This is a genomic window from Streptomyces barringtoniae (genome assembly GCF_020819595.1).
In the GTDB taxonomy this organism is placed as follows: domain Bacteria; phylum Actinomycetota; class Actinomycetes; order Streptomycetales; family Streptomycetaceae; genus Streptomyces; species Streptomyces barringtoniae.
Genome location: NZ_JAJHNP010000014.1, coordinates 153,660 through 174,217, shown reverse-complemented (window position 1 = coordinate 174,217; position 20,558 = coordinate 153,660). Strand labels below are relative to the sequence as shown.

Here is a 20,558-nt window from a genome sequence, read left to right as displayed (position 1 = left end):
CTCGGTTCGAGGGGATGGAGGGCCGGCCGGTGAGTGACCGCAGCGCGATCGAGTGGACCGAGGCGACGTGGAACCCGACCGCGGGATACGACCGCGTCTCCAAGGGATGCGACAACTGGGCATCATCCCCTTCACCGCACTGCGGACCGTGTGGCCGCTGGAGGCGTTCTACCTCCATGACGGCTCACGCAGCGTCGTGGAAACCCTCACGGCCGAGGTCAACGTGGTGCAACCGCGCGAACTTGCCGACTATCGCAAGGCGTTCGGTGAGCTGACGAAGATGGCTGTCCACGGCAACGCCGCCCCGCGCTTTGATCAACACGGCGATCGACTCCCTCGGATGACATCGCGCAATTCCCGGCAACCGTTGAGGCAAAACTCCGGCTCTCCGTACGGTCGTTGGCGTCGCCGGGGCAGACCAGGCTCCTTTCGGCCGCAGTGGAGGAGAGTCCCGCTGGCACCCCCCCGGTGGCGAGCGGGACGTCCGGCCCCAAGGAGACGACCCCGTGAGCGTCATGACCAGACCCACCACAGTCGGACCGGCCGGTTACACCGAAACCCTCCCTTGCGAGCCCGAGACGGCCCGCCGGGCCCGGCGACTCCTCTCGGCTCCACTGAACACGTGGGGCATAGGCGAGATGGCCGATGCGGGCGCGCTGATCGTCTCCGAGCTGGTGGGCAACGCAGTCCGCCACACCCCGTGCCGTCTGATTCGGGTGTCCGTCCGGCGCGTCACGAACGATCTCGTACGGATCGGCGTCACCGACAAATCCCAGGCCCTGCCGAAAATGGGTCCGGTCGCCGGCGGCGACGAGACTGGACGCGGCCTCGTACTGATCGACGCGCTGTCACACCGTTGGGGCTACGACCGAAAGCGCTGGGGCAAAACCGTCTGGGCGGAGCTGGCGGTCCCGGCATGCTGACCTTGCGGCTGCTGCCCGAAGACGAGCTGGCGGGCGTCGCCGATCCGGAGCGATGCGTGGAGCTGGCCGTACCCCGCCGCACGGAGGGCACGATCACCGTCCTCACCCTGCGCCTACACCCGCCGACCTCGTACGACTGCGCACCGAAACCGATCTGGCGCTGGCGGATATCCGCACCGAAGTCATGCGCGCCGAGGCCGCATGGCGCGGACGACTCGCTGAGTGCCACGCCAAAGGGCGAGCCGCCGCCGAGGCCACCGAGCTGGACACGACGCTGCTCTCGCTCGTCCTGGAGGGCCTGCGGGCCTCCCTTTAGCACCCACATACCCCGCCCGGTGCACGGAAGGACAGCCCCGGCGGTTCGGCGTCCCCTTCTCCCCCTCAGGTGGTTTCCACACGAGCTACACCCTGCAGGTGTGCGCAAGCTACTGATCCGGCACGGGTTCTCCTGCCAGATGCCGGCAGGAGGAGCCGTCGAGCGGACGCTGGTGCTGTTCGACGACGACTTCGTGTTCGAGGACGAGTACGGCCCGCGGGCGGTGAACGCCTGGCTTCGTACGCTGCCGTCGGGCGGGGCGCCGTCGCCGATCTCGTGGCGGGGCGTATGCGCGGGCGGCCCGGGACTGGCCGATGCATTTGCGGCGACACCGCGTCGAGGTGTTCGGTACGCGGCAGGAGCTGCTCGCCGCGCTCGGTACGTAGGCGGACCGTCGGCTGTCAGGGCCGTTGGAGGAACGGCTGGAGGTCCTCGTCCTGGGGAGTTGCAGGTCACTGCGGTGAGCCGGTTCTACGACTGAGCCGAGGGCCTAGCGACGGGGGTGCCGTTCGCGGTGGCCACCACGGCACCACCCACATCGAGACAACACCCAGGCGGCCGCCTCAGCCTCATCGAGGTGCCCTCGTTGAGGCCTCGACGATCTGGTCGGGGTGCGGACCGTAGGCCAGGACTACCTGCCCGTTGGGCCGCTGTGGTTGTCCGGTGATCCTGTGGGTCGGGGCCGGCAGCAGGTCGAGCGGGTGGCGTCGGATTTGCCAGGTCTGGTAGGCGACCAACGCGGCCAACACTCCCACGAGGGCCATCGAGCCCCACAGCGTTCCCAGTCCGAGTCCTCCCTCGCTGACAGGTTTGGTGATCGAGTCACCGGCGGCGGCGCTCAATGGGCGGGTCAGGATGAACGCCAGCCAGAACAACACCATGCTGTTGATGTTGGTCACGTAGTGGGCGACGAGCAGCACCAGCATGATTCCGGCGATGATGAAGAAGGCATCGCGGAATCCCAGTCCGGTGCTGTGGGACAGCCAGTCCCCGCTGGCGGTGCCGAGGGTGTTGGACACCAGGATCGCGATCCAGTACAGGATCTCGCCCTTGCGGGTGGCGATCTTCTCCACATCATAGGTCTGTCCGGTACGCCACCACACCAGAAAGACGACCACTAGGAGACTGGTGAGGATGACCGCGCCTGGCCCGTAACCGATCCCATTCTTGGTCACGGTGCCGGAATTGCCAATTCCGCGGTCCATGAGATCCGAGAGTGCAGTGCCGGCGATGCTGGTGCTGAAGATCACCGTCCAAAAAATTCCCGGATAGAATCGTTTGGCCCGCAGCTGGATGCCAGCCACGATCAGGAAGAACAGGAAAAAGCCGAGCACGCAGGCGACATAGCCGAACTTGAGCTGAATCGCAAACTCGTCGCTGCCCGTTTCCCCGAGAGTCACAGCGACGATCTTCAGTGCCCAGAACAACGCCGTCACGTGTGGGAGTTTCCGTAGTACATACTTGGCTGGGTGGCCCAATCTGGAGGTCCGGGGCTCGGTGATAGCCATGGGCGTCTCCTGTCTTCCTATTCCGTCATGGCGCGCAAGAACCCGACTCACGCAGCAATGTGCGCGGCGTGAGGGAGCTGATATCTCCCGCGAGCCCATTTAAGCGGACTGACTATTGTCCGATGATTCCTATCGCAAATTCGCCTAACGTGGCACTACTGTCCCACGACGCCGCCGAGAACTCGCTGAACGCCACTGAGAAGGATCTCAGTTCCACAATCCCCACCGGGAGATCATTGGCGAGCGAACGACTCGCGACCACGGGCTCTCAAGCTGCTGCTGCCGCCGACTCCGCGTCCGCTCGCCGGGCGGCGCTGGTGGCCGCTGACAGGCAAGGACAGGACCTCTACTCGATGGTCGCCGGCCGCAGCCCCGTCAGGTGATGCACCGCCACATGAAGGTAAGTCCCCGTCAGGACTCCTTGGCCTTCAGTCCCTCGGCGCCCATGTCCAGGCATCACTGTCACAGCCTGCTTGTCCGCCCGCCAGGAATGTCCGCCCAGACATGAGAGGGGGACACCGCGGCGAAGGCGGCTCCCGACGTCATGCGACCGTCACACCCAGGGATGCACTCCGGGACGAAGTGCTGCCCTTGGACAACCGAGACAGTCGGTACCGCCAGCAGGTACGACTCGCCACCTAAGCGGAATCGTCAGGTGCAGCGCGAGCCCCGCGAGCAGCGCACTCGGACGCCGCAGGACGTCGCCCGGCTCACGGACGGGGACCTGGAGCCCTGCCGAGAACAGCACCAGCGACAGCAGGCACGGGGCGGCGGACACCGGCAGGTGGATGAGTGGCCCGAGCGGCAGGGCATGCGTGTGGCGCAGCCAAATGCCGGGCCCCGGCATGAACAGAGCACAGACGTAGGACAGCAGCACGGCCCGGCCCAGCCGGCGCCGCAGCCATGCGGTCGCGCGGTCAGTCGGCGCAAGGGCGGTGGTCGGAGCGTTCAAGGCGGCCTTCTTCCATCACGTGGGCAAGGGAGGAACTGAGGGCCGCTATGCAGAGACCGTCTGTGTGCGTGCGCATGGCGTCATCCTGCTCATACAGGACGGCCTGGGTGGGCGAAGCGCGCCAGCAGTCAGGATGCGTTCAGGTGCCCGGTGGCACGGTCGGACAACGTGACCTACGAAACGTCGGAGAGCCAGGCGGCACCAGAGGACGGCCGGACGCCCCGTTCGCGTCACCGGCCGCGCGAAATCAAGGTGCCCGAGGTCACCCTCTCCTTCTGGATCATCAAGGTCCTGTGCACGACGGTCGGCAGAACCGCGGCGGACCTGCTGAACGAGAAGGCGGGGCTCGGGCTGACCGGCGTGTCGTTCCTGCTGAGTGCCCTGCTGGCCGTCGCCCTGGTCGTCCAGTTCCGAACGAAGGCTTACCGCGTCGGCGTGTACTGGCCGGCGGTGGCACTGATCAGCGTCGTCGGCACGCTGATCAGCGACAACCTCACCAACACCATGGGCGTGCCGCTGGAGACGAGCACCACGGTTTTCGCGATCGTCCTCGCGGTCGTCTTCATCGTCTGGTACCAGCGTGAGCGGACCCTGTCCCTCCACCACATCGACACCACCAGCCGCGAGTCCCTCTACTGGCTGGCAGTGCTGTTCACCTTCGCCCTGGGCACCGCGGCCGGTGACCTGGTGTCCGAGCGCATCGACCTCGGATACTGGCTGTCCGCCGTCCTGTTCGCGGCGGCCATCGCCGCCGTGGCCATCGCGCACTTCGCGCTGGACCTGGACGCAGTGTGGAGTTTCTGGATCGCCTACATCCTGACCCGCCCGCTCGGAGCCTCGATCGGCGACTACCTCTCCCAGCCCACCGACGGCCTCGGCCTCGGCACCGTCGTGACCAGCGTTCTGTTCCTCGCGGTCATCCTCGGGCTGGTCATCTACCTTTCCGTCACCCGCAGGGACGTCGCCGAACCGGAGCAGGCGACGGAATTCGTGGCCTGAGCCACACGGTGGTTCGGTGGGCCGGACGCGCACGTTCCGGCCGGGCTCGGCATGCCAAGTGTGCCGGACGGCCGTTATGGAGAAGGTGCGTGTGTGCATGACGCCGTGCTGCTCGTGTTGCGCAAGTGATCAACGAGCCGCAGTCAGGATGTGTTCAGGTTGCCGCTGGCACAGTCGTGCGGTATGACCCATGAAACGCCTGAGAGTCCGGTGGTTCCAGAGGTGGCCACGTGGCAAGGAGACCGGAAGCGAGTCGGCGAACAACTGGCTGAGGCGGGCTCGCACCCCCTCGCCGACACTGGATGGCGAGTGGACTCCGGGACGAGGTTCCCAGAATTCTGGCCAACCCCGCCGGCCACAGCGCGAATTGGCTCCACGAATTCCGGCCAGGGGGTGGGGCGTTCCGGCCGACCAGCAGGGGCGCGGTCTGACCTGAGAAGCCGAAGGCTTCCGAGGCGGCCCATGCTCGGCCGTTGATGACTACGGTACCAAGTCTCTCTGATCTCAGCGGCTCCCACGAGATGCATCGGCGCCTTCCTGGCACCTCCCCGCCGGGCGGCGCAGGCAGTAAGGGCATGTCTTGCATCACATAGGAATATCTCAAGATCCCGCGTTAAAAGGTGCGCCGCCCACCGGGTCATAACGGACATACAGAAAGCCCTCGCGCAGACCGAGGAAAGAACAAAAGCGGAGGCCATTCCGAGAACGTGAACCGTGTCACGGACTACGCCTTCAGCGGCGCGGCCCGAGTGGACTGACGAGCAATTGGAGTCATCCACCGCCAAGCAGGTCCGAGGCCGCACTTGTCTGCACATATGTGGACAGTTACCGTTCCGCAGACGTGAGGGGCGCCCCCTCTGTACTGCGACCCCTTCCATGTGAGGACTGCATGACAACTTCGACGACTACCGCGACGACACCTCGTCATGCTGCGGGAAGTCCCCTGTTGAACAAGGTGCCCGAGGTCACGGCCTGGTTCTGGATCATCAAGATCCTGTGCACCACCGTCGGCGAGAGTTTCGCCGACTACATCAACGAGACGCTGGGCTTCGGCCTGACCAACACCATGCTGTTGTTCACCGCGGTATTCGCGATCGTGCTGGCGGTCCAGTTCCGTACGAAGCGCTACAGCCCCTTCCCGTACTGGCTCACCGTGGTGGTGGTCAGTGTCACCGGCACGCTGTACACCGACATGCTCACCGACAAGCAACACGTCCCGCTGTGGCTCAGCTCGACGGTGTTCTCGGTCCTGCTGGCCCTCGTCTTCGGGGTCTGGTGGCTGCGCGAGCGGACCCTGTCGATCCACAGCATCACGACCTTCCCGCGTGAGGCGTTCTACTGGCTGACCGTCCTGGTGACGTTCGCGCTGGGCACCGCCCTCGGTGACTGGACGCTGGAGCTGACCAACTGGACGCCCGCGCAGTCGGTGTTCCTGCCGCTGGGCCTCATCGCGTCGATCACCGCACTGTGGAAGTTCGGCGCCAACCCGGTTCTCTCGTTCTGGCTCGCCTACATCCTCACCCGCCCGCTCGGCGCCAACATCGGTGACTGGCTCGCCTCCCCGAAGGCCGCAGCCAACCCCGGCGACCCGGTGGGACTCGGCCTGGGCACCTTCGCCACGAGCCTGATCTTCCTCGGTGCCATCCTGGCCACGGTCATCTACCTGGCCATCAGCCGCAGGGACGTCGCCGAGACCTCCGAGACGACGCACGAGCCGTCGGTCACCAACGCGCGCAGGGAGCGCGTCGCGCTCGGAGGCTTCGCGCTGATCGCCGCCGGCACCGTCGCGCTCATGATCTGGGCTCACAACCAGCCCCACGTCACCTGCGACCCGACCGGTCAGAGCGAGACGATGCCGGCCTGCCCGAAGGCGGCCCTGACCGGCAGCCAGACCACCGCGGCAGTGGCAAAGTACGAGAAGCTTGCCCAGACGGCGATCGCTCAGGACCGGGCCGGGACGGCCGCGGCCTCCCATGCCACCGTGCAGAAGATGCGCGACGACTGGGACGCCGACGCCACCTCCCTGCAGGCGGTCAACAACACGACCTGGACCCTGCTCGACCACCAGATGGATGAGGTCCTCAAGGCATACGCCATCGACCACGGCAACATCCAGCCGGCTCCAGCCGCCGAGCAGGAAAAGCAGCTCAACATCCTGCTGGGCGACCTCCACAGCCACCACTTCTGAGCGAGGTCGGGGACGCGGTTGGTGGCCGGTTAATGGGCCTGCACAGGACCGGTCACCAACTGCGCTGTACCGGTGCACCAAGGCCCAACGCCCTCCGTGTCGACGTCACCGCGGCCCACCCGCCCTGGAACGATGCGTCTCATGCCGCCCCTGCCAGCACCCTGCCCCGCCGACCTGATCCCGGACGCGACGGGCCGGGAGGCATTCGACGCCGCGTACAAGGTCTTCACGCTCTGGGTGTCGATCACGGAAGCGGCCGGTTCGGGCTTGCGTCCTTCCTTTACGCGGGCCAGACGGGTCAGGTCGTAGTTGAGCTGGGTGAGGATTCCCTCGTCGCGCCAGGCGGCGTAGCAGGCGTAGACGGTGCCGTGGCTGGGGAACTCATGCGGGAGGTATTTCCAGGGGATTCCGGTGCGGTTGACGTAGAGGAGTGCGTTGAACACGTCGCGCAGGTCGACTTTGGCCGACTGCCCGGTGGGCCTGCGGTCGAGCCGGGCCTTTCTCCAGGCCGTCAACGTCGGCTCGATCAAGGCCCATCGGGCGTCGGACAGGTCGCTGGGGTGGGTTTCCGCTGGCTCACGCCGTAGCGTGATCATGGATGCGGCGGACGGTGCTGTTCCGCTCTGTTGGGCGTTTCTGCCTGATCTTCAAACCAGACGGACTTCATGGGCAAGAAGCGAAGTAAATGGGCGGCCAAGTCGTCGGCTCGACGGACTCGAAGACGCGCGTTTGGGGCAAACATCCACTCGCGATCCTGCTGACCGGCGGCAACCGCAACGACGTCACCCAACTCCTGCCTCTGCTCGACGCGGTTCCGCCCGTTCGTGGTCGCGTCGGACGGCCGCGCCGCAAGCCCGACCCACTGTTCACGGACCGCGGTATGACCATGACGTTTACCGTGATCAGGTCCGGGCTCGTGGCATCGTCCCGGCGATCACTCGGCGTGGAACACGGCACGGCACTGGCCTGGGCACCCACCGCTGGGTGGTCGAGAGAACGTTTGCCTGGTTGCATGGCTTCCGACGCCTGCGCATCCGGTCGGAACGCAGGGGGCCGACATGCACGAAGCGTTCCTCAAGCTCGCCTGCTGCCTAATCACCCATCGACAGCTCAGGGCCTTGTGCTGACGTGAACAGCGAAGCTGCAGGCCACCTCTTATACGCTCGAGGCTCATGCCATGATCCGGCCTCATGAGTGACCCTTCCCTTTCACCCGCCTGGCTGGCCTCGTGGATCAGCCGGGTCTCCCCGGCCCTGAAAGCAATGACAGACGAGTTCGAGCATCGCCATGGCTTTCCCCCGGGCACCAATGAGGTCCGGCCGGCCGACCACAACGATCAGGCTGCGGCTCGCGCGCTTGCCCAAGCGAGCCTCGTACCTGCTGACCTGGTCACCTTCTACGACAGCATCGGAGACATCACCTGGGCGGACGTCGGCAAAGGCTACTTCGTCGACCCAGTAGGTGATGTCCTTCTGGCACTCAAGGAGTACGGCGCTGTCGACATCGGCGCCGACCACAAAGCCAGTGGCCTGGTCATCGGCTCGAACGGCGGCGGCCTCTCCTATATAGCCGGCCCTGGTGGGGTGATCTACCGGACGCGGACGGCGTCGCTGGACGAACCCGAGCTCGACAAGGTAGCTGATGACGTGCGGCAGTTCCTCGAACTGCTGGAGCGGTCCCTGGCACGGTTCGTCGCCGTCGGCGAGCCGGGATACCAACCGTCGACGGCCCGGCAGGGTTGAGGTTGTACCTGTACTTGGTGTTCGGATTGTTGCTCGTTGCAAAGCCCGGGTTCCATACGGCGGTTAGCCGGCCCAGCGGGTCGTAGGTGCTGGCGGTGGAGTAGCCGGCGGCGTCGGTGGTCTTCAGGTCCAGACCGCGGGCCGAGTCGAGGGTGGTGGTGCTGAAGGCCGTGGTCTGGCCAGTGACCTTGGGCTGGGTGACCTTGATGGAGGTCGGTGCGGTGCCCGTGGTGGGGTTGTAGGTCGTGGTGGTGGTGCGGTTGTCGGCGTCCGTTTCGGTAAGTTCGCGGCCGTAGTCGTCGTAGGTGTTGGGCACCGCTCTCATCCACGAAGCAGAGCGCCTGCTCAGCCTCTTGGACGCAGTGCAATCCTCCGTCACCTGACCGGCGGCTCGACCAGCATCACGACGCGGTCCGCCTCGACGTCGAACCCGAGGACGGGACGACTCCCATCACCACCCTCGGCACCCATCAGCACCGGCTTACCCAGCCGGCGACCGATCGCGGCGAGGAATCCGCTCAGGGCATCGAGTGGCTCCTGCCCCTGAATCTCCCGCAGGTCGACATCGAAATCGATCTCCTCTGCTGCATAGAACCGAAAGATCGCCAACATGTCTTGCACCGGCCGAACCTCCAGATGAGGCTGCTCGGCGTCGGCCGGGCGCGACAGCACGGCCCTTGCCGGAGGCAGCGGCAGCGCTGCCGAGCCCTCGCGGTACTGAAAGGCCCAGCCCCGCTCCACCACGAGGTCGAGAACCGCCTGCCAGTCCCTCTCCGAGGCGTTGGGCACCCACACGTCCGGCAGCGACCCCATCATCTCGGGGTCGAAGAACCATCTAACGTCGTCCCACAGCAGTTCAGCCACCGCCCAATCCTGCCTCCCCAGTACACCCTGACCCACCGGTTTCCATGTCCGCTGAGGGCTGCGGCGCCCGCAGCGGCCGAGGCAGCCCCAAGCCTCTCGACCGTCCATCGCCGCAGATGGCAGGCTTCCGCCACATGGAGCTACTCGACGTCCTGACGGAACTTGCCCGGTCGGGGCAGCTGGGTCCGGTCGCGAACGGCGCCGCCTGGGGCGCGGTTGCCGAAGCGCTCGGCGAGCCCTTTGAAGTGGTCGTGGGGAAGCGTCGGTCATGGCCGCGTCTGTTCGCCTACGGCGACCTTGAGCTGAGCGTCTGCCGCTGCCAGAAGATCATCTTGATCTGCCTCCAGACCTGGCGAGACACCGTTGAACTCCCTGCGGGACTGGTCGAGAAGCGGTCGTTCACCGGCCACCCCAAGTACGCCGAAGTGATCGAAGCTCTCGGCCGCGTCGGTTGCGCCTGGCAGCCATACGCGCCCCTGACCTTCGACAACCAGTGCGCCATCCAGGCCGCCCCCTCCGGCGTCGTCTTCGTCTTCGAAATCCCGGAAGGGGGAGAGCCCATCCTCAACGTCGCTGGCCCCCAGCCCCACCACCACGACTGTCCGGCCGCCACCCGCAACAGCGGGATGCCAGGATGTCCGGGTGGTCAGCGCTGAAGAGTGGATTCGAATCCGTCGCGGCCTGCGGTTCGGGCAAAGGTTCCAAGGGACGGTGACGGCAGTCCCGAGGCCGGGTGCGATCGGGATCTTCGTCGACATCGGTCTTCCGGTCGGAGGGTTCGTCGATGTTCTGCTTCTGCCGACGGTCGCAGAACGCTGGCCAAGCAACGGAACCGAGGCCGAATTCGAGGTCTGGTGGGCCGATGAGCGACAGCAAGTGCGACTCAAGCCAGTTGACCCGCAGTTCCTGCGTGACGACTTCGCCCACTGGCAGGCGGACTGGCGGCCCGGCTGGCCAGAAGACGTGCCGGTGGACAAGGCATGGGTCGATGCAGCGGCGACGTATCTACGGGGAACTGGCGTGATCGAGGAGACACTGCGCTCTGCAGGCTGGCGGCCGGGACGGCACGTCTCGACGGACCACTGGCGCAAGACGCTCGAGAAGACCGGCCTGGTCCGCATGCACGATGCCGCTGAAGCCTTCTTGGCGGAGTTCGGTGGCCTGGACGTCCAGATCAGCGGCCCCGGGATCACCTGCGCCAAGACCCCCTTCAACTTCGACCCGGACAACCTGATCGGCGAGGAAGACCGCTTCGCCGACTGGAGTCACGCCATCGGGCGCGCCATCTTCCCCCTCGGCGAACTCGATGAGGGCAGATTCTTCCTCGGCATCGACGAGAACAGCGAGATCTACCTGGTCGAGACCTGGCTGGCTACGTTCGGCTCTGCCCAGGACGCGCTGGAGAAGCTCATCCTGGGCATCGCCCCGGAGCGGATCGAGACTGCCGACTGAACAGCCCCAGCCGGACCGGGCTCCACTCCGACGATGTTTCCCGGCGGGCCACGCGATTGCTGAAGATCAGCCGATCGGCACATTGCTAACGCGACGCGGAATCCGCAGTCTCAGCAGGACCTCCTGCTGACGAAGCGGCCGAAGCTACACCGCCGCAGACGCCCGCGCCGGGGCTGTCCTCGTCAATTCGACCTCGAGGGCGGAGAGGGCCGGCGGTCGCCGGCCGACGGTCCGATAGCGCTGTCTGCCGCGTTCGAGGGCAGAGAGGCGATCGCTGAGGCCCGTGATCGCGCCTGGTCCTTCCTGATGGACCTGCAGGCCGAACACGGGGTGCCGGTACCCCAAAGATCCGTGGACATGGTGAAGCTGGTTGTGAGCGAACTGGTGACGAACACCCGCAAGTATGCGCCGGGCCCGTCGCTGCTCACCCTGGAGGCCCGGGACGGCGCCGCGGAGGTGACCGTGTGGGACACCGAACCCCGGCTGCCGGCGATCCAGGACTCCGACCCGGAACGGGTGGGGCAGCACGGCCTGGAGATCGTGACGGCGGTCTGCCGGAGCTTCGAGGTGCACCGTGAGCCGGTCGGCAAGCGCATCACAGCGACCATCGATCTTGCCGATGACCCCTCGGAGATGCGGTCGGCCGCGAGTGATGACCAGGCGCCCCTCGGGCGTTTGGCATCTGCGGTCGGCGGTACTCAAGGCGAGTGGAGCACGGTTCGGCTCACGAGCCGTGGGCTGCATCCTTCACCCGCGGAGCCTGCCGGGATTGGCCGGGCTCCGCGGTCATGTCCGCACGACGAAGGCCGGTGTCACCGCACGAGCCTCGTGGCCAGAGCCCGGAAGGCCGATGACGGGCTGTGTAGGTGTGGCCGGTGGCTGACGAGGCTGCCCTGCAAGGCCTGTTCGATGACGTGTGCCAGACGCTGCCCATGCCGGGTTCGACATCGCGTCGGCAGGCATGGGCGATCGGACGGGGCTGCGGATTCGCCGGGAGCCGGATGCGGTAGCCGTGGGATGGATGCCGACGGGTGACCTGGATGCCGCCGGGCGGCGGGACGCAGAGTATGAGGGCATCCGCACGCTTTGCGCCAGGCGCTGCTGGAGATTGGCCTGTTCGAGGTCGGTGACGATGCTCTGGGCGGTGCGTTCGGTAATGTCGCAGGCCGCGGCGATGTCGTGCAGGTGCAGGTCAGGAGCGCGTGCGATGACCAGCAGGACGCGGGCGTGATGGGTGAGGAAGGTCCATCCTCCGGTCTTCGGTTCCACCGGGGGCCACAGCGTGCACCCCGCGGTCCGGGCCTGCGCCGGTCTGCTCAGCGACCGCGTCGGTCACCTCGTCGTCGACGCTGCCGAGGGGGATGCAATCAGGCGGCCGCACTTGAACGGCCAAGGCCCCCGGCAGGTGTGTCGGGGGCCTTGTGCAGTGCTGTGCGCGTACTCGTTGCGACCCAGCGCGAGGCGGCGGCGCGGAACTGTCAGGGGTGCCTGGTCCGCTGGTCGGTCGGTGTGGGGCCCGTACCCGGCGTCCTTGTCAGGCTGAGGGCTTCGACTGCGGCTGGCCGCCCTGGGCGCGCAGTTGCTCGTTGATGCGCTGAGCTTCTTCGAGCTGGTCTTCGAGGATGACGATGCGGCAGGCGGCCTCTATGGCGGTGCCCTGGTCGACGAGTTCGCGGGCACGGGCGGCGATGCGCAGCTGGTAGCGGGAGTAGCGGCGGTGGCCGCCTTCGGAGCGCAAGGGAGTGATCAGGCGGTGTTCGCCGAGGGTGCGGAGGAAGGCGGGGGTGGTGCCGAGCATCTCGGCGGCCCGGCCCATGGTGTAGGCGGGGTAGTCGTCGTCGTCGAGGATGTCGGCGGGCCGGGTACTGCGAGGGGGCATAGACCTCTTCTTCCGGGGGATGCGTCGGGGGGCCCGGATGCCGTACTGGCACCCGGGCCCCGAGCTTTCAACACCATCTACCGGCCGACTGCGCCGGCCTTCTTTGTCCGCAGGTTCCGCCTGGGAGGGCGGGGCTGCGGGGATCGCGTATGCGTGACCGGGGACCACCTTCCAATCCGGGGCCTTGCGGTACCCGGGCGGACTGCTTCCTCGCCCGGGCGATCCTGATGGCGTTCTGCTCCTTACCTTCGGTTACTCGGTTGTACTGCTGGATAACGCGGGTACTGCTCGCGACCCCTTCGGGTCGCGTCCTGCTTGCCCTGCATGCACGGCAGTTCCTGTCTGCCGTGCCCACTTCGACTTCCTGGGTACGGTAGAAACCATAGCCCTGTGGATGGCCAATGTCTACCTCAGCCATGACAGATTTCCTCCGTTACACCTGGAAGGGTGCTTCACGGCAGGTTGTGTATTCAGGCTCGGCTGTCTTGGTAGGTGCGCATCCACTCGGTGGGCGGTGCGCACCGAAGCGGCCGCCGGCGCCGAGTGTTGCGCTTCGGGTGGGCTCGGTGCAGTGGAGCGGACCGGTTGAGGGCGGCGCATTCGACTATCAGTCATGGCGCGGGCCGGTACTCCATCGCCAGGATCTCTCCCTCACCTGCCATGCGCTGGAAGCCGGCCTTCTCCCACGCGTGCACGGCCCGAACGTTCGTCGCCGAGGGGTCGACCGTCACCCGCCGCCACCCGAGCGTTTTGCACAGATAGGTGATCAGTGTGCGGGCCGCATCCGGTCCCAGTCCGCGGCCTCGTGCCTCGGTGGCCAGGACCATGTCGATTCCGCCCTCATCAGCGCCGGCATGCCAATGCTGCGCGTAGCCGACGGCTATACCCTGAGCGTGTATCAGGAAGGATCTACCTGCGGGCGGCGCCGGCCCACGCACTTGGCGGCGACTTCCTCACGCGGCATCGGCAGCCCGCCCCAGTGCTCCACGAATTCGGGGTCGGCGAACCAGCGCGCGAGCAGGTCCAGGTCGGCCTCGGACGTGGGGACAAGGCACGTCTGCCTTCCGCTGATGACCGGCCCCATGGGCATGCGCCTCCTCAAGTGGTGGTGTCGTTTTCGTCGGTGCGTGTGCTAGCCGGGGTCCTCCCCGCCTTGCTCGTGCCAACGAACCTAGGAGTCGACCGCTGCCGGACGATCTACCCCGCAGGCTGCCGCCCGCGACCAGCGTGGGCGACACCACTGGGTCATCGAACGCACCATCTCCTGGCTCAGCGGCTACCGCAGGCCCAGCCCTCGCTACGAACGCCATCCCCGCAACTACCTCGCCTTTCTCGGCCTCGCCGCAGCCCTCAGCTGCTACAAACGACTCCTCAAACTCACCACATAGGACACGGTGTAAATCGCACCCTGCTCGACGAATGGGCGTACGTGCGCCCGTACTCCAGCCATGCCGAATGCACCGAAGCCCTGACGGACTTCCTCCACACCTACAACTACCACCGGTGCCATACCGCACTCGACGGCCAACCACCCATCAGCCGCGTCAAGAACCCTGCGGGTCATTACAGCTAGTGAAAGCTTGTTCTTTAGCTGTGAGGTGGTACGGCAGTCGATGACGCCGTGGAACATCCACTCACGTTGCTTCGGTACCTGGTTGGAGGTCACGTAGCAGCGCCCGGCCTGACCTGACCTGGGACAACTAAGCGCTGCCTTATGGCGGCCGGATTCCGTACTGCGGTCATTCGGCGGCGTCGGACCGGTCGGCGTTCGCGGGGCTGTTGTCTGGCCGCATCGGCAGCCCCAGCCGCCGACCGCCGCGGTGAGCCCAGATGTCACCGAGGACGACTTGGATGATGCCGGTGACGGGAATCGCCAGCAGGGCACCGAGTATCCCGGCGACTTCGGCAGCGATCAGGATGGCCAGCAGCACGGTGAGGGGGTTGAGTTTGACCGTTCGAGACAGGATGACCGGTTGCAAGAGGTGGTTTTCGGCCTGCTGATAGACGATGAAGAAGACGATGGCTCCGATACCGGCCGGCAAGGAATGAACGAACGCTACTGAGGAGGCGACGACAGCCCCTATGGTGGCCCCCACCAAGGGAATGAGGTCGGTCACGGCGACGAAGAGGGCCAGCAGGCCGGCGAACGGCACTCCGGAAACCAGCAGCACCACGTAGGTCAGGAGCCCGCAGATGACGCTGATCAGCAAGTTTCCGGTCAGGTAGCCGTTGACAGTACGGGCGCATGCGGCCCCGACGCGGCGTATGCGGGCCGCGGGCGCCTCGTCCACGAGCGCCAGGGACCGATCTATCGTCTTGGGGCCCTCCAACACCATCAGATAGGCCAGGACAAAAATGGTGAGAGCGCCTGTCACGGTGGTCGTAGCACTGCGGATGAACCTCAAGGCAGGCCTGCTCAGCCCGGTGGTGAACGCGCGAATCTGCGCCTGATGCCGCTGTACATACCGCAGAGCATGGGTCCGCTCCAGCAGGTTACCGACTGGCCCGCGGCCGGCCCGGGCGTCCCTGATCATCACGGGCAGACGACCGGCGAACCGGCTTCCTTCCTGAGCCAGGGGGATGACGAACAGGGCGACCACCGCGCCAACGGCCGCGGCCGCGGCCAGAAAGACCAGCAAGGTGGCAACCGACCGTCGGCACCGCGGCACCCGTCGTTGCAGCGCCTCGACCACGGGATGAAGGGAGACGGCCAAGAACAACGCGATGACCGCCCAGATCAAGACCCGGCGAGCCTGCACCACCAACTCGAGTACGACGTAGGTGGCGAGTACCAGACCGATGGTGGCGAGGATGGTTCGCACCGGAACTGGACGCGTCGCCATGGGCACTGGGTGCCCAGCCGCAGTCTCGGGAAACGAGGAGCCCTCATCGCTCGGAGGGACGTGATCTCCCTGCGTTGTCACACGTGCCGGCCTCTGACACGGGCTGCGCCAAGTCGCCGCCGGCCGACATGGGAGTAGGTGGACACAACCAGCGGATGCCTCGCCCATCCCCCGTGGAGCGCCACCGAGGCGGCCGTGTCCGGCTACGGCGGCTGACACCAACCGCTGGGAGGCCGGTCACGCCTTGCGCATTGGCCGCCTCGATCGGTCGGCGCTGGAGAAGGCCCCGAGCTCTCATCTGTACGCCGCGGCTGAAGTGGGCACCACGGTAGGAGATCGTGCCCATGTCGGTCGGCACCTGAACATCTCGACCGAGCAGGCCGCGGAGCACTTCAAGGGCTTGCCGCTCATCACCCCAGGCGCTGGCCTGGTGGCTGATGCCGTGCAGTGGGAGCGGTAGCGAACCCTCTGTGTGAGCGTGCTTCCGTGGCTCATCCACATCCTGATCCGTGGGCCGTCCGACCCCCGGGCACGCAGGACGGGAGAGGCGGGGGTCCGGCGGCGGCGGTGGACGCGTTGCGGGGACCCGTCCATGGCACGGTGGATCAACGACGGTGGCGGGTCGACCACCTACGTCCCAAGTGCGGATGCTCAGGCCCCGCTGCAAGCTGGTGCCGTAGGCCGCGACTGTCGAAGGAAGTGTCATGGTGACGGTGGCCACACGTGGGATCGCCGGAGCGTCGGCCCGGTGGGGGACGGCGCCGCCAGCTGCGGGTGTGTTCGCGGCAGCCCTGCTGTCGCCTGTGATGTGCGCCGGGCCGATGCATGCGGCTTGCCGGTACATGCCGTGACTGAGAACGCGTCGCGACCGGCGACCGGCGCGCGACGGCCCTATCTGATCGTGAACCCGCATTCAGGGGGAGGGAAGGCGAGCCGGTTCCGGATCGCGGAACGCGCCCGTGCGTACGGAGCTCAGGTTTTCCTGATCGATCATTCCCGGCCCCAGGACCTGGCGACTGTCGCGCGACGCGCCGTGGACGACGGTGCGGATCTGCTCGGGGTGGCCGGTGGAGACGGCACGCAGGCACTCGTCGCCGAGGTGGCCGCGGAAAGCGGCCTGCCGTTCATGGTCATTCCGGCGGGCACCCGCAACCACTTCGCGATGGATCTCGGCCTGAACCGTGAGGACCCTTCGGCCGCGCTGGAGGCCCTCAGGGACGGCGTCGAGCTGCGCGTGGATCTCGGGTACGCAGGCGAGCGGGCATTCGTCAACAATGTGTCGTTCGGAGCGTACGCCGCCCTGGTGCAGGACCCCGCCTACCGGGAGGACAAGATCGGCACGATGGTACGGATCCTCCCGGAATTCCTGGCCCGCCACCAGGGTCCGGAGCTGGTGGTACGCACAGGGCTGCTCACCGTGGACCGGCCGGACGCCGTTCTGGTGAGCAACAACCCCTACCAGATCGACGACCCAGCCGGGCTCGACAGGCGTGCGCAGCTCGACTCCGGACTCCTGGGAGTACTGGCCGCCAGGGCGGAGACACCCGCCGAAACAGCCGCCAGGCTGCGAAGCGGGCAGATGCACGGGCTGACCCGTCTGGCGACACCCGACGACGTCGTCATCCACGCCGACCCCCCGGTCGTCGCCGCCGGGCTGGACGGCGAAGCCGTCACCCTGCGCACTCCCGTACGGTGCCGGATCAGTCCCCGAACGCTTCGAGTATGGGTTCCCCGCCATCGGCCGGGCGTCGCGCCCACCGGACGGCGGCCGCCGGGATGGGCCGTCGTCCAGCGGGCGGCCTCACTCGTCGGGCGGTCTCATGGCCGTCACACCGACTGACCGGAGCACGCTGCATGGTGGGCAGCAGGTCCCGGAGACAGGGCCCGACGGCCCATGGGGGGTGACCGGTGAAGGGCGGAGGGTGGGATGGTGAGGCTACTGCCAGATGATCCGGGCGCGGGCCCGTTCTCCCGTCCGCTCAGCACTGTCGAACGTTCATTCAGCCATGCGTGTTTCCCTGTGCGCGAGGGCACACGCCCGGGCGGTGGGCGCTGATGGTGACCACTGTCGGAGCGAGGCTGGTGGCCGGGGGGCGTGCCGTCTCGGCGGCCGCCCTGCCCACCGCGCAGGTGCTCCGTGATCTCCAGGTGCCGGAAGGCGGCCTGTCGTCGGAGGAGGCGGCAAGACGGCTGAAGCGCTGGGGCCCGAACGCCGTCCACTCCCACCGAGCTCGGGCGTGGCTGGTGCTGTGGCATCAGCTGCGGTCCCCACTGCTCGGCCTGCTGCTGGCCGCGGCCGTCGTGTCGTACTTCGTCGGGGAGCGCAGCGACGCCATGATCATCGCGGTGATCGTCGCGCTCTCCGTCGGCCTGGGCTTCGTCAACGAGTTCCGGGCGGAGAAGACCGCCCAGTCGCTGCACGCGAAGATCCGGCACCGCGCGGTCGTACTGCGCGACGGGCGACCACAGGAGGTGGAGGTCACCACCCTGGTGCCGGGTGATGTGGTCGAGCTGCGGCTCGGCGACATCGTGCCCGCGGACCTACGGCTGCTTCAGGCAGCCGGGCTCGAGTGCAGCGAGTCGGTGCTGACCGGCGAGTCGTTGCCGGTCGCGAAGGACACCGCGGCCGTGCCGGCCGGCACGGCGCTGGCGGACCTGTCCGGCTGCGCCCTGATGGGCACGGTGGTGCACGCTGGAAGCGGCCGCGGTGTCGTGGTCGCCACCGGTGCCGAAGCCGAGTTCGGGAAGATCGCCGCCGGCCTGAGCGGACACCAGCTGGAGACCGAGTTCCAGGTGGGTCTGCGCCGCTTCTCCATGCTCCTGGTCTACGTCGCCGGGGCACTGACCACATCGATCTTCATCATCAACGTCGCACTGCACAAGCCGCTCATCGATGCACTGCTGTTCTCTCTTGCCATCGCGGTCGGCATCACCCCGCAACTGCTGCCCGCGGTCGTCTCCACCAGCCTCGCCGCCGGCTCCCGGCGGATGAGCCGGCGCAAGGTACTGGTCAAACGGCTGGTGTGCATCGAGGATCTCGGCGACGTCGATGTGCTGTTCACCGACAAGACGGGAACCCTCACCCAGGGCCGCATCGACTTCATGCGGGCCGTACCCGTCCCCGGCACCTCGGCAGAGGACGTGCTGCACCGGGGACTGCTGTGCACCGAATCGGACGTGGACGGCCAAGGCCGGCCGGTGGGCGGAAACCCGCTCGACGACGCCCTGTGGGACTCACCGGCCGCCGCCGCCCAGCGCCCGGTGCTCAGCGGCTGGAAGCGGGTCGGCGTCCTGCCCTTCGACCATGAGCGGCGGATGGTCTCCGTCACCGTCACCGATCCCGCCGGTGACACCCTGCTCATCACGAAGGGCGCTCCGGAGACGGTACTGGAACGCTGCGCGGAGGTCCCCGAGCCGGTCCGCGGGGCGCTGGACGCGGAGTTCGCCGCCGGGAACCGGGTGGTCGCGGTGGCGACCCGGCCCGCCCACCCGGCCACCGCACTCAGTGCCGCCGACGAGCGGGGCCTCCGCCTGGCCGGCCTGCTGGTCTTCCGTGACCCGCCCAAACCCGACGCGGCCGAGGCTCTGGGGCAGCTGGACGCGCTCGGCATCACGACGAAGATCGTCACCGGGGACAACCCCACGGTCGCCGCCAAGGTCTGCCAGGACTTGGGGCTGACCGACGCCGCCGTGCTGACCGGGACCGACCTGGACGCCATGGACGATGAGCGGCTCACCGAAGCCATACGCGACACCACCGTATTCGCCCGGGTCAGCCCCGAGCACAAGGCTCGCATCGTGCGGATCCAGCGGAAGACCGGTGGCGACGTCGCCTTCCTCGGCGACGGCGTCAACGACGCGCTCGCGCTGCACGCCGCCGACGTGGGCATCTCGGTGGATTCGGCCACCGACGTGGCCAAGGACGCGGCCGACGTGATCCTGCTGGAGAAGGACCTCGGGGTTTTGGCGGACGGGGTCGCCGAGGGGCGACGCATCTTCGCCAACACGATCAAGTACGTCCTGATGGGCACGTCCAGCAATTTCGGCAACATGTTCAGTGCGGCCGGAGCCTCGCTGTTCCTGCCCTTCCTGCCGATGCTGCCGTCCCAGATCCTGCTCAACAACCTGTTGTACGACACCAGTCAGCTCGCCATCCCCACCGACGAGGTCGACGAGGAGCAGGTACGCCGCCCCGCGCACTGGGACATCGCCTTCATCCGGCGGTTCATGATCTGTTTCGGGCCGATCAGTTCGCTGTTCGACTTCGTCACGTTCGCCGTGATGCTCGGCGTCTTCCACGCCGACGCCGCCCAGTTCCACACCGGCTGGTTCGTGGAGTCCCTCGCCACGCAGACCCTGGTGATCTTCGCCATCCGCACCCGCCGCATACCGTTCTGGCGCAGTCGCCCCAGCCTGCCTCTGACACTGACCGCGCTGGGAGTCGTCGCGCTCGGCGCCGCCCTGCCGACCACTCCCCTGGCCCACGTCCTCGGCTTCCAGCCCCTACCGACTGCCTTCTTCGCCGCGGTAGCTACCATGGTCGTCGTCTACCTGCTCCTCGTCGAGCTCGGCAAACGGATCTTCTACCGGACCACGGGGCCACACGCTCGCCCCGAACCCGCTCCCGGCCACCGGCATTTGCGCCGCCGCGCAGCACGGTTCAGCACCGTCACCCGCCTGCCGCACCGGCAAGCCCTCCGCCGTCCGCCGGTGAAGGGGCCGCACCCGACGGGCACGACCGTGTCTCCCCACTCCCCCGTTCCTCGGACCCCATCTGCCTGATCCGCCGGAATCCCGCATCCGTCCGCCGTGCGACTCGGCATTTTCCGGCCGGCCGGGCTTCTACGGCCGACGCAGTCGGTGATCCGCCCTCGCAAGGCAGACCCAACAGA

At 67.2% G+C, this 20,558-nt stretch carries 14 protein-coding genes and 6 pseudogenes; 14 read left to right on the top strand and 6 right to left on the bottom strand.

The features are described from left to right. Window positions 1-115 precede the first annotated feature (115 nt). The 3 genes and pseudogenes from LMU33_RS25355 to LMU33_RS25345 all read left to right on the top strand — a co-directional run. Window positions 116-344 (top strand): annotated as a pseudogene (locus LMU33_RS25355) (transcriptional regulator); the annotation flags it as partial. A gap of 171 nt (window positions 345-515) precedes the next feature. After that, the gene (locus LMU33_RS25350) at window positions 516-923 is read left to right on the top strand and encodes an ATP-binding protein (RefSeq protein WP_228622957.1); all 408 of its coding nucleotides are present in this window, start codon (window positions 516-518) and stop codon (window positions 921-923) included. 52 nt (window positions 924-975) lie between these two features. Continuing rightward, window positions 976-1,239: a hypothetical protein gene (locus LMU33_RS25345; RefSeq protein ID WP_228622901.1), complete on the top strand. Its 264-nt coding sequence runs from the start codon at window positions 976-978 to the stop codon at window positions 1,237-1,239. A 569-nt stretch (window positions 1,240-1,808) separates the two neighbouring features. Here the strand turns inward: LMU33_RS25345 and LMU33_RS25340 are convergent. Next, window positions 1,809-2,675, bottom strand: a complete 867-nt coding sequence (locus tag LMU33_RS25340; RefSeq protein WP_228622900.1) for a COG4705 family protein — start codon at window positions 2,673-2,675, stop codon at window positions 1,809-1,811. A gap of 1,192 nt (window positions 2,676-3,867) precedes the next feature. Between LMU33_RS25340 and LMU33_RS25335 the strand changes: the two genes are divergently transcribed. Further along, window positions 3,868-4,698: a COG4705 family protein gene (locus LMU33_RS25335; RefSeq protein WP_228622899.1), complete on the top strand. Its 831-nt coding sequence runs from the start codon at window positions 3,868-3,870 to the stop codon at window positions 4,696-4,698. 955 nt (window positions 4,699-5,653) lie between these two features. Then, the gene (locus LMU33_RS25330; protein WP_228622956.1) at window positions 5,654-6,886 is read left to right on the top strand and encodes a COG4705 family protein; all 1,233 of its coding nucleotides are present in this window, start codon (window positions 5,654-5,656) and stop codon (window positions 6,884-6,886) included. 221 nt (window positions 6,887-7,107) lie between these two features. On the opposite strand, the pseudogene LMU33_RS25325 reads toward LMU33_RS25330, so the two are convergent. After that, window positions 7,108-7,466 (bottom strand): annotated as a pseudogene (locus LMU33_RS25325) (transposase); the annotation flags it as partial. Window positions 7,467-7,628: 162 nt separating this feature from the next. Between LMU33_RS25325 and LMU33_RS25320 the strand changes: the two are divergent. Together LMU33_RS25320 and LMU33_RS25315 are read left to right on the top strand one after the other, a co-directional pair. Continuing rightward, window positions 7,629-8,013: pseudogene (locus LMU33_RS25320) on the top strand (IS5 family transposase); the annotation flags it as partial. A gap of 135 nt (window positions 8,014-8,148) precedes the next feature. Continuing rightward, window positions 8,149-8,628, top strand: coding sequence for an SMI1/KNR4 family protein (locus tag LMU33_RS25315; protein ID WP_308280808.1), 480 nt, complete (start codon window positions 8,149-8,151; stop codon window positions 8,626-8,628). A 375-nt stretch (window positions 8,629-9,003) separates the two neighbouring features. Here LMU33_RS25315 and LMU33_RS25310 read toward each other — a convergent pair whose 3' ends face one another. Beyond that, window positions 9,004-9,492: a hypothetical protein gene (locus tag LMU33_RS25310; protein WP_228622897.1), complete on the bottom strand. Its 489-nt coding sequence runs from the start codon at window positions 9,490-9,492 to the stop codon at window positions 9,004-9,006. A gap of 134 nt (window positions 9,493-9,626) precedes the next feature. Between LMU33_RS25310 and LMU33_RS25305 the strand changes: the two genes are divergently transcribed. The 3 genes from LMU33_RS25305 (at window position 9,627) to LMU33_RS42065 (ending at window position 11,979) form a co-directional block, all read left to right on the top strand. Beyond that, the gene (locus tag LMU33_RS25305; RefSeq protein WP_228622896.1) at window positions 9,627-10,148 is read left to right on the top strand and encodes a hypothetical protein; all 522 of its coding nucleotides are present in this window, start codon (window positions 9,627-9,629) and stop codon (window positions 10,146-10,148) included. Continuing rightward, window positions 10,135-10,944 carry an SUKH-3 domain-containing protein gene (locus tag LMU33_RS41730; RefSeq protein WP_228622895.1) on the top strand — a complete coding sequence of 270 codons (810 nt, stop codon included), beginning with the start codon at window positions 10,135-10,137 and terminating at the stop codon, window positions 10,942-10,944. The genes LMU33_RS25305 and LMU33_RS41730 overlap by 14 nt, the downstream gene beginning before the upstream one ends. Before the next feature lie 306 nt (window positions 10,945-11,250). After that, window positions 11,251-11,979, top strand: coding sequence for an ATP-binding protein (locus LMU33_RS42065; RefSeq protein WP_372478050.1), 729 nt, complete (start codon window positions 11,251-11,253; stop codon window positions 11,977-11,979). A 499-nt stretch (window positions 11,980-12,478) separates the two neighbouring features. Here the strand turns inward: LMU33_RS42065 and LMU33_RS25290 are convergent, their stop codons facing one another. Next, a complete protein-coding gene (locus LMU33_RS25290; RefSeq protein WP_228622894.1) occupies window positions 12,479-12,823 on the bottom strand; it encodes a MerR family transcriptional regulator in 345 nt (114 codons plus the stop codon). Between the two features lie 611 nt (window positions 12,824-13,434). Next, a pseudogene (locus tag LMU33_RS25285) lies at window positions 13,435-13,913 on the bottom strand (GNAT family N-acetyltransferase). 139 nt (window positions 13,914-14,052) lie between these two features. Here LMU33_RS25285 and LMU33_RS25280 point away from each other — a divergent pair. Beyond that, window positions 14,053-14,211: pseudogene (locus LMU33_RS25280) on the top strand (IS5/IS1182 family transposase); the annotation flags it as partial. Between the two features lie 8 nt (window positions 14,212-14,219). Beyond that, window positions 14,220-14,396 (top strand): annotated as a pseudogene (locus LMU33_RS25275) (integrase core domain-containing protein); the annotation flags it as partial. A gap of 166 nt (window positions 14,397-14,562) precedes the next feature. Here the strand turns inward: LMU33_RS25275 and LMU33_RS25270 are convergent. Then, entirely contained in the window at window positions 14,563-15,666 is a 1,104-nt protein-coding gene (locus LMU33_RS25270; RefSeq protein ID WP_228622893.1) for an AI-2E family transporter, read from the bottom strand. Window positions 15,667-16,258: 592 nt separating this feature from the next. Between LMU33_RS25270 and LMU33_RS25265 the strand changes: the two genes are divergently transcribed. Both LMU33_RS25265 and mgtA read left to right on the top strand, forming a co-directional pair. Then, on the top strand, window positions 16,259-17,506 hold the full coding sequence (locus LMU33_RS25265; protein WP_228622892.1) for a diacylglycerol/lipid kinase family protein: 1,248 nt from the start codon (window positions 16,259-16,261) through the stop codon (window positions 17,504-17,506). A 215-nt stretch (window positions 17,507-17,721) separates the two neighbouring features. After that, window positions 17,722-20,448 (top strand): magnesium-translocating P-type ATPase, encoded by a 2,727-nt coding sequence (gene mgtA / locus LMU33_RS25260; protein WP_228622891.1) that lies wholly within the window; start codon window positions 17,722-17,724, stop codon window positions 20,446-20,448. Window positions 20,449-20,558 lie beyond the last annotated feature (110 nt).

What these genes read in the sequence shown, in the direction of transcription:
- LMU33_RS25345 (WP_228622901.1), top strand. Translation starts at nt 976, where the DNA reads ATGCGTGGAGCTGGCCGTACCCCGCCGCACGGAGGGCACGATCACCGT.
- LMU33_RS25290 (WP_228622894.1), bottom strand. Translation starts at nt 12,823, where the DNA reads ATGCCCCCTCGCAGTACCCGGCCCGCCGACATCCTCGACGACGACGAC.
- LMU33_RS25265 (WP_228622892.1), top strand. Translation starts at nt 16,259, where the DNA reads ATGGCACGGTGGATCAACGACGGTGGCGGGTCGACCACCTACGTCCCA.
- mgtA (WP_228622891.1), top strand. Translation starts at nt 17,722, where the DNA reads ATGGTGACCACTGTCGGAGCGAGGCTGGTGGCCGGGGGGCGTGCCGTC.
- LMU33_RS25350 (WP_228622957.1), top strand. Translation starts at nt 516, where the DNA reads ATGACCAGACCCACCACAGTCGGACCGGCCGGTTACACCGAAACCCTC.
- LMU33_RS25305 (WP_228622896.1), top strand. Translation starts at nt 9,627, where the DNA reads ATGGAGCTACTCGACGTCCTGACGGAACTTGCCCGGTCGGGGCAGCTG.
- LMU33_RS42065 (WP_372478050.1), top strand. Translation starts at nt 11,251, where the DNA reads ATGGACCTGCAGGCCGAACACGGGGTGCCGGTACCCCAAAGATCCGTG.
- LMU33_RS25270 (WP_228622893.1), bottom strand. Translation starts at nt 15,666, where the DNA reads ATGGCGACGCGTCCAGTTCCGGTGCGAACCATCCTCGCCACCATCGGT.
- LMU33_RS25315 (WP_308280808.1), top strand. Translation starts at nt 8,149, where the DNA reads ATGACAGACGAGTTCGAGCATCGCCATGGCTTTCCCCCGGGCACCAAT.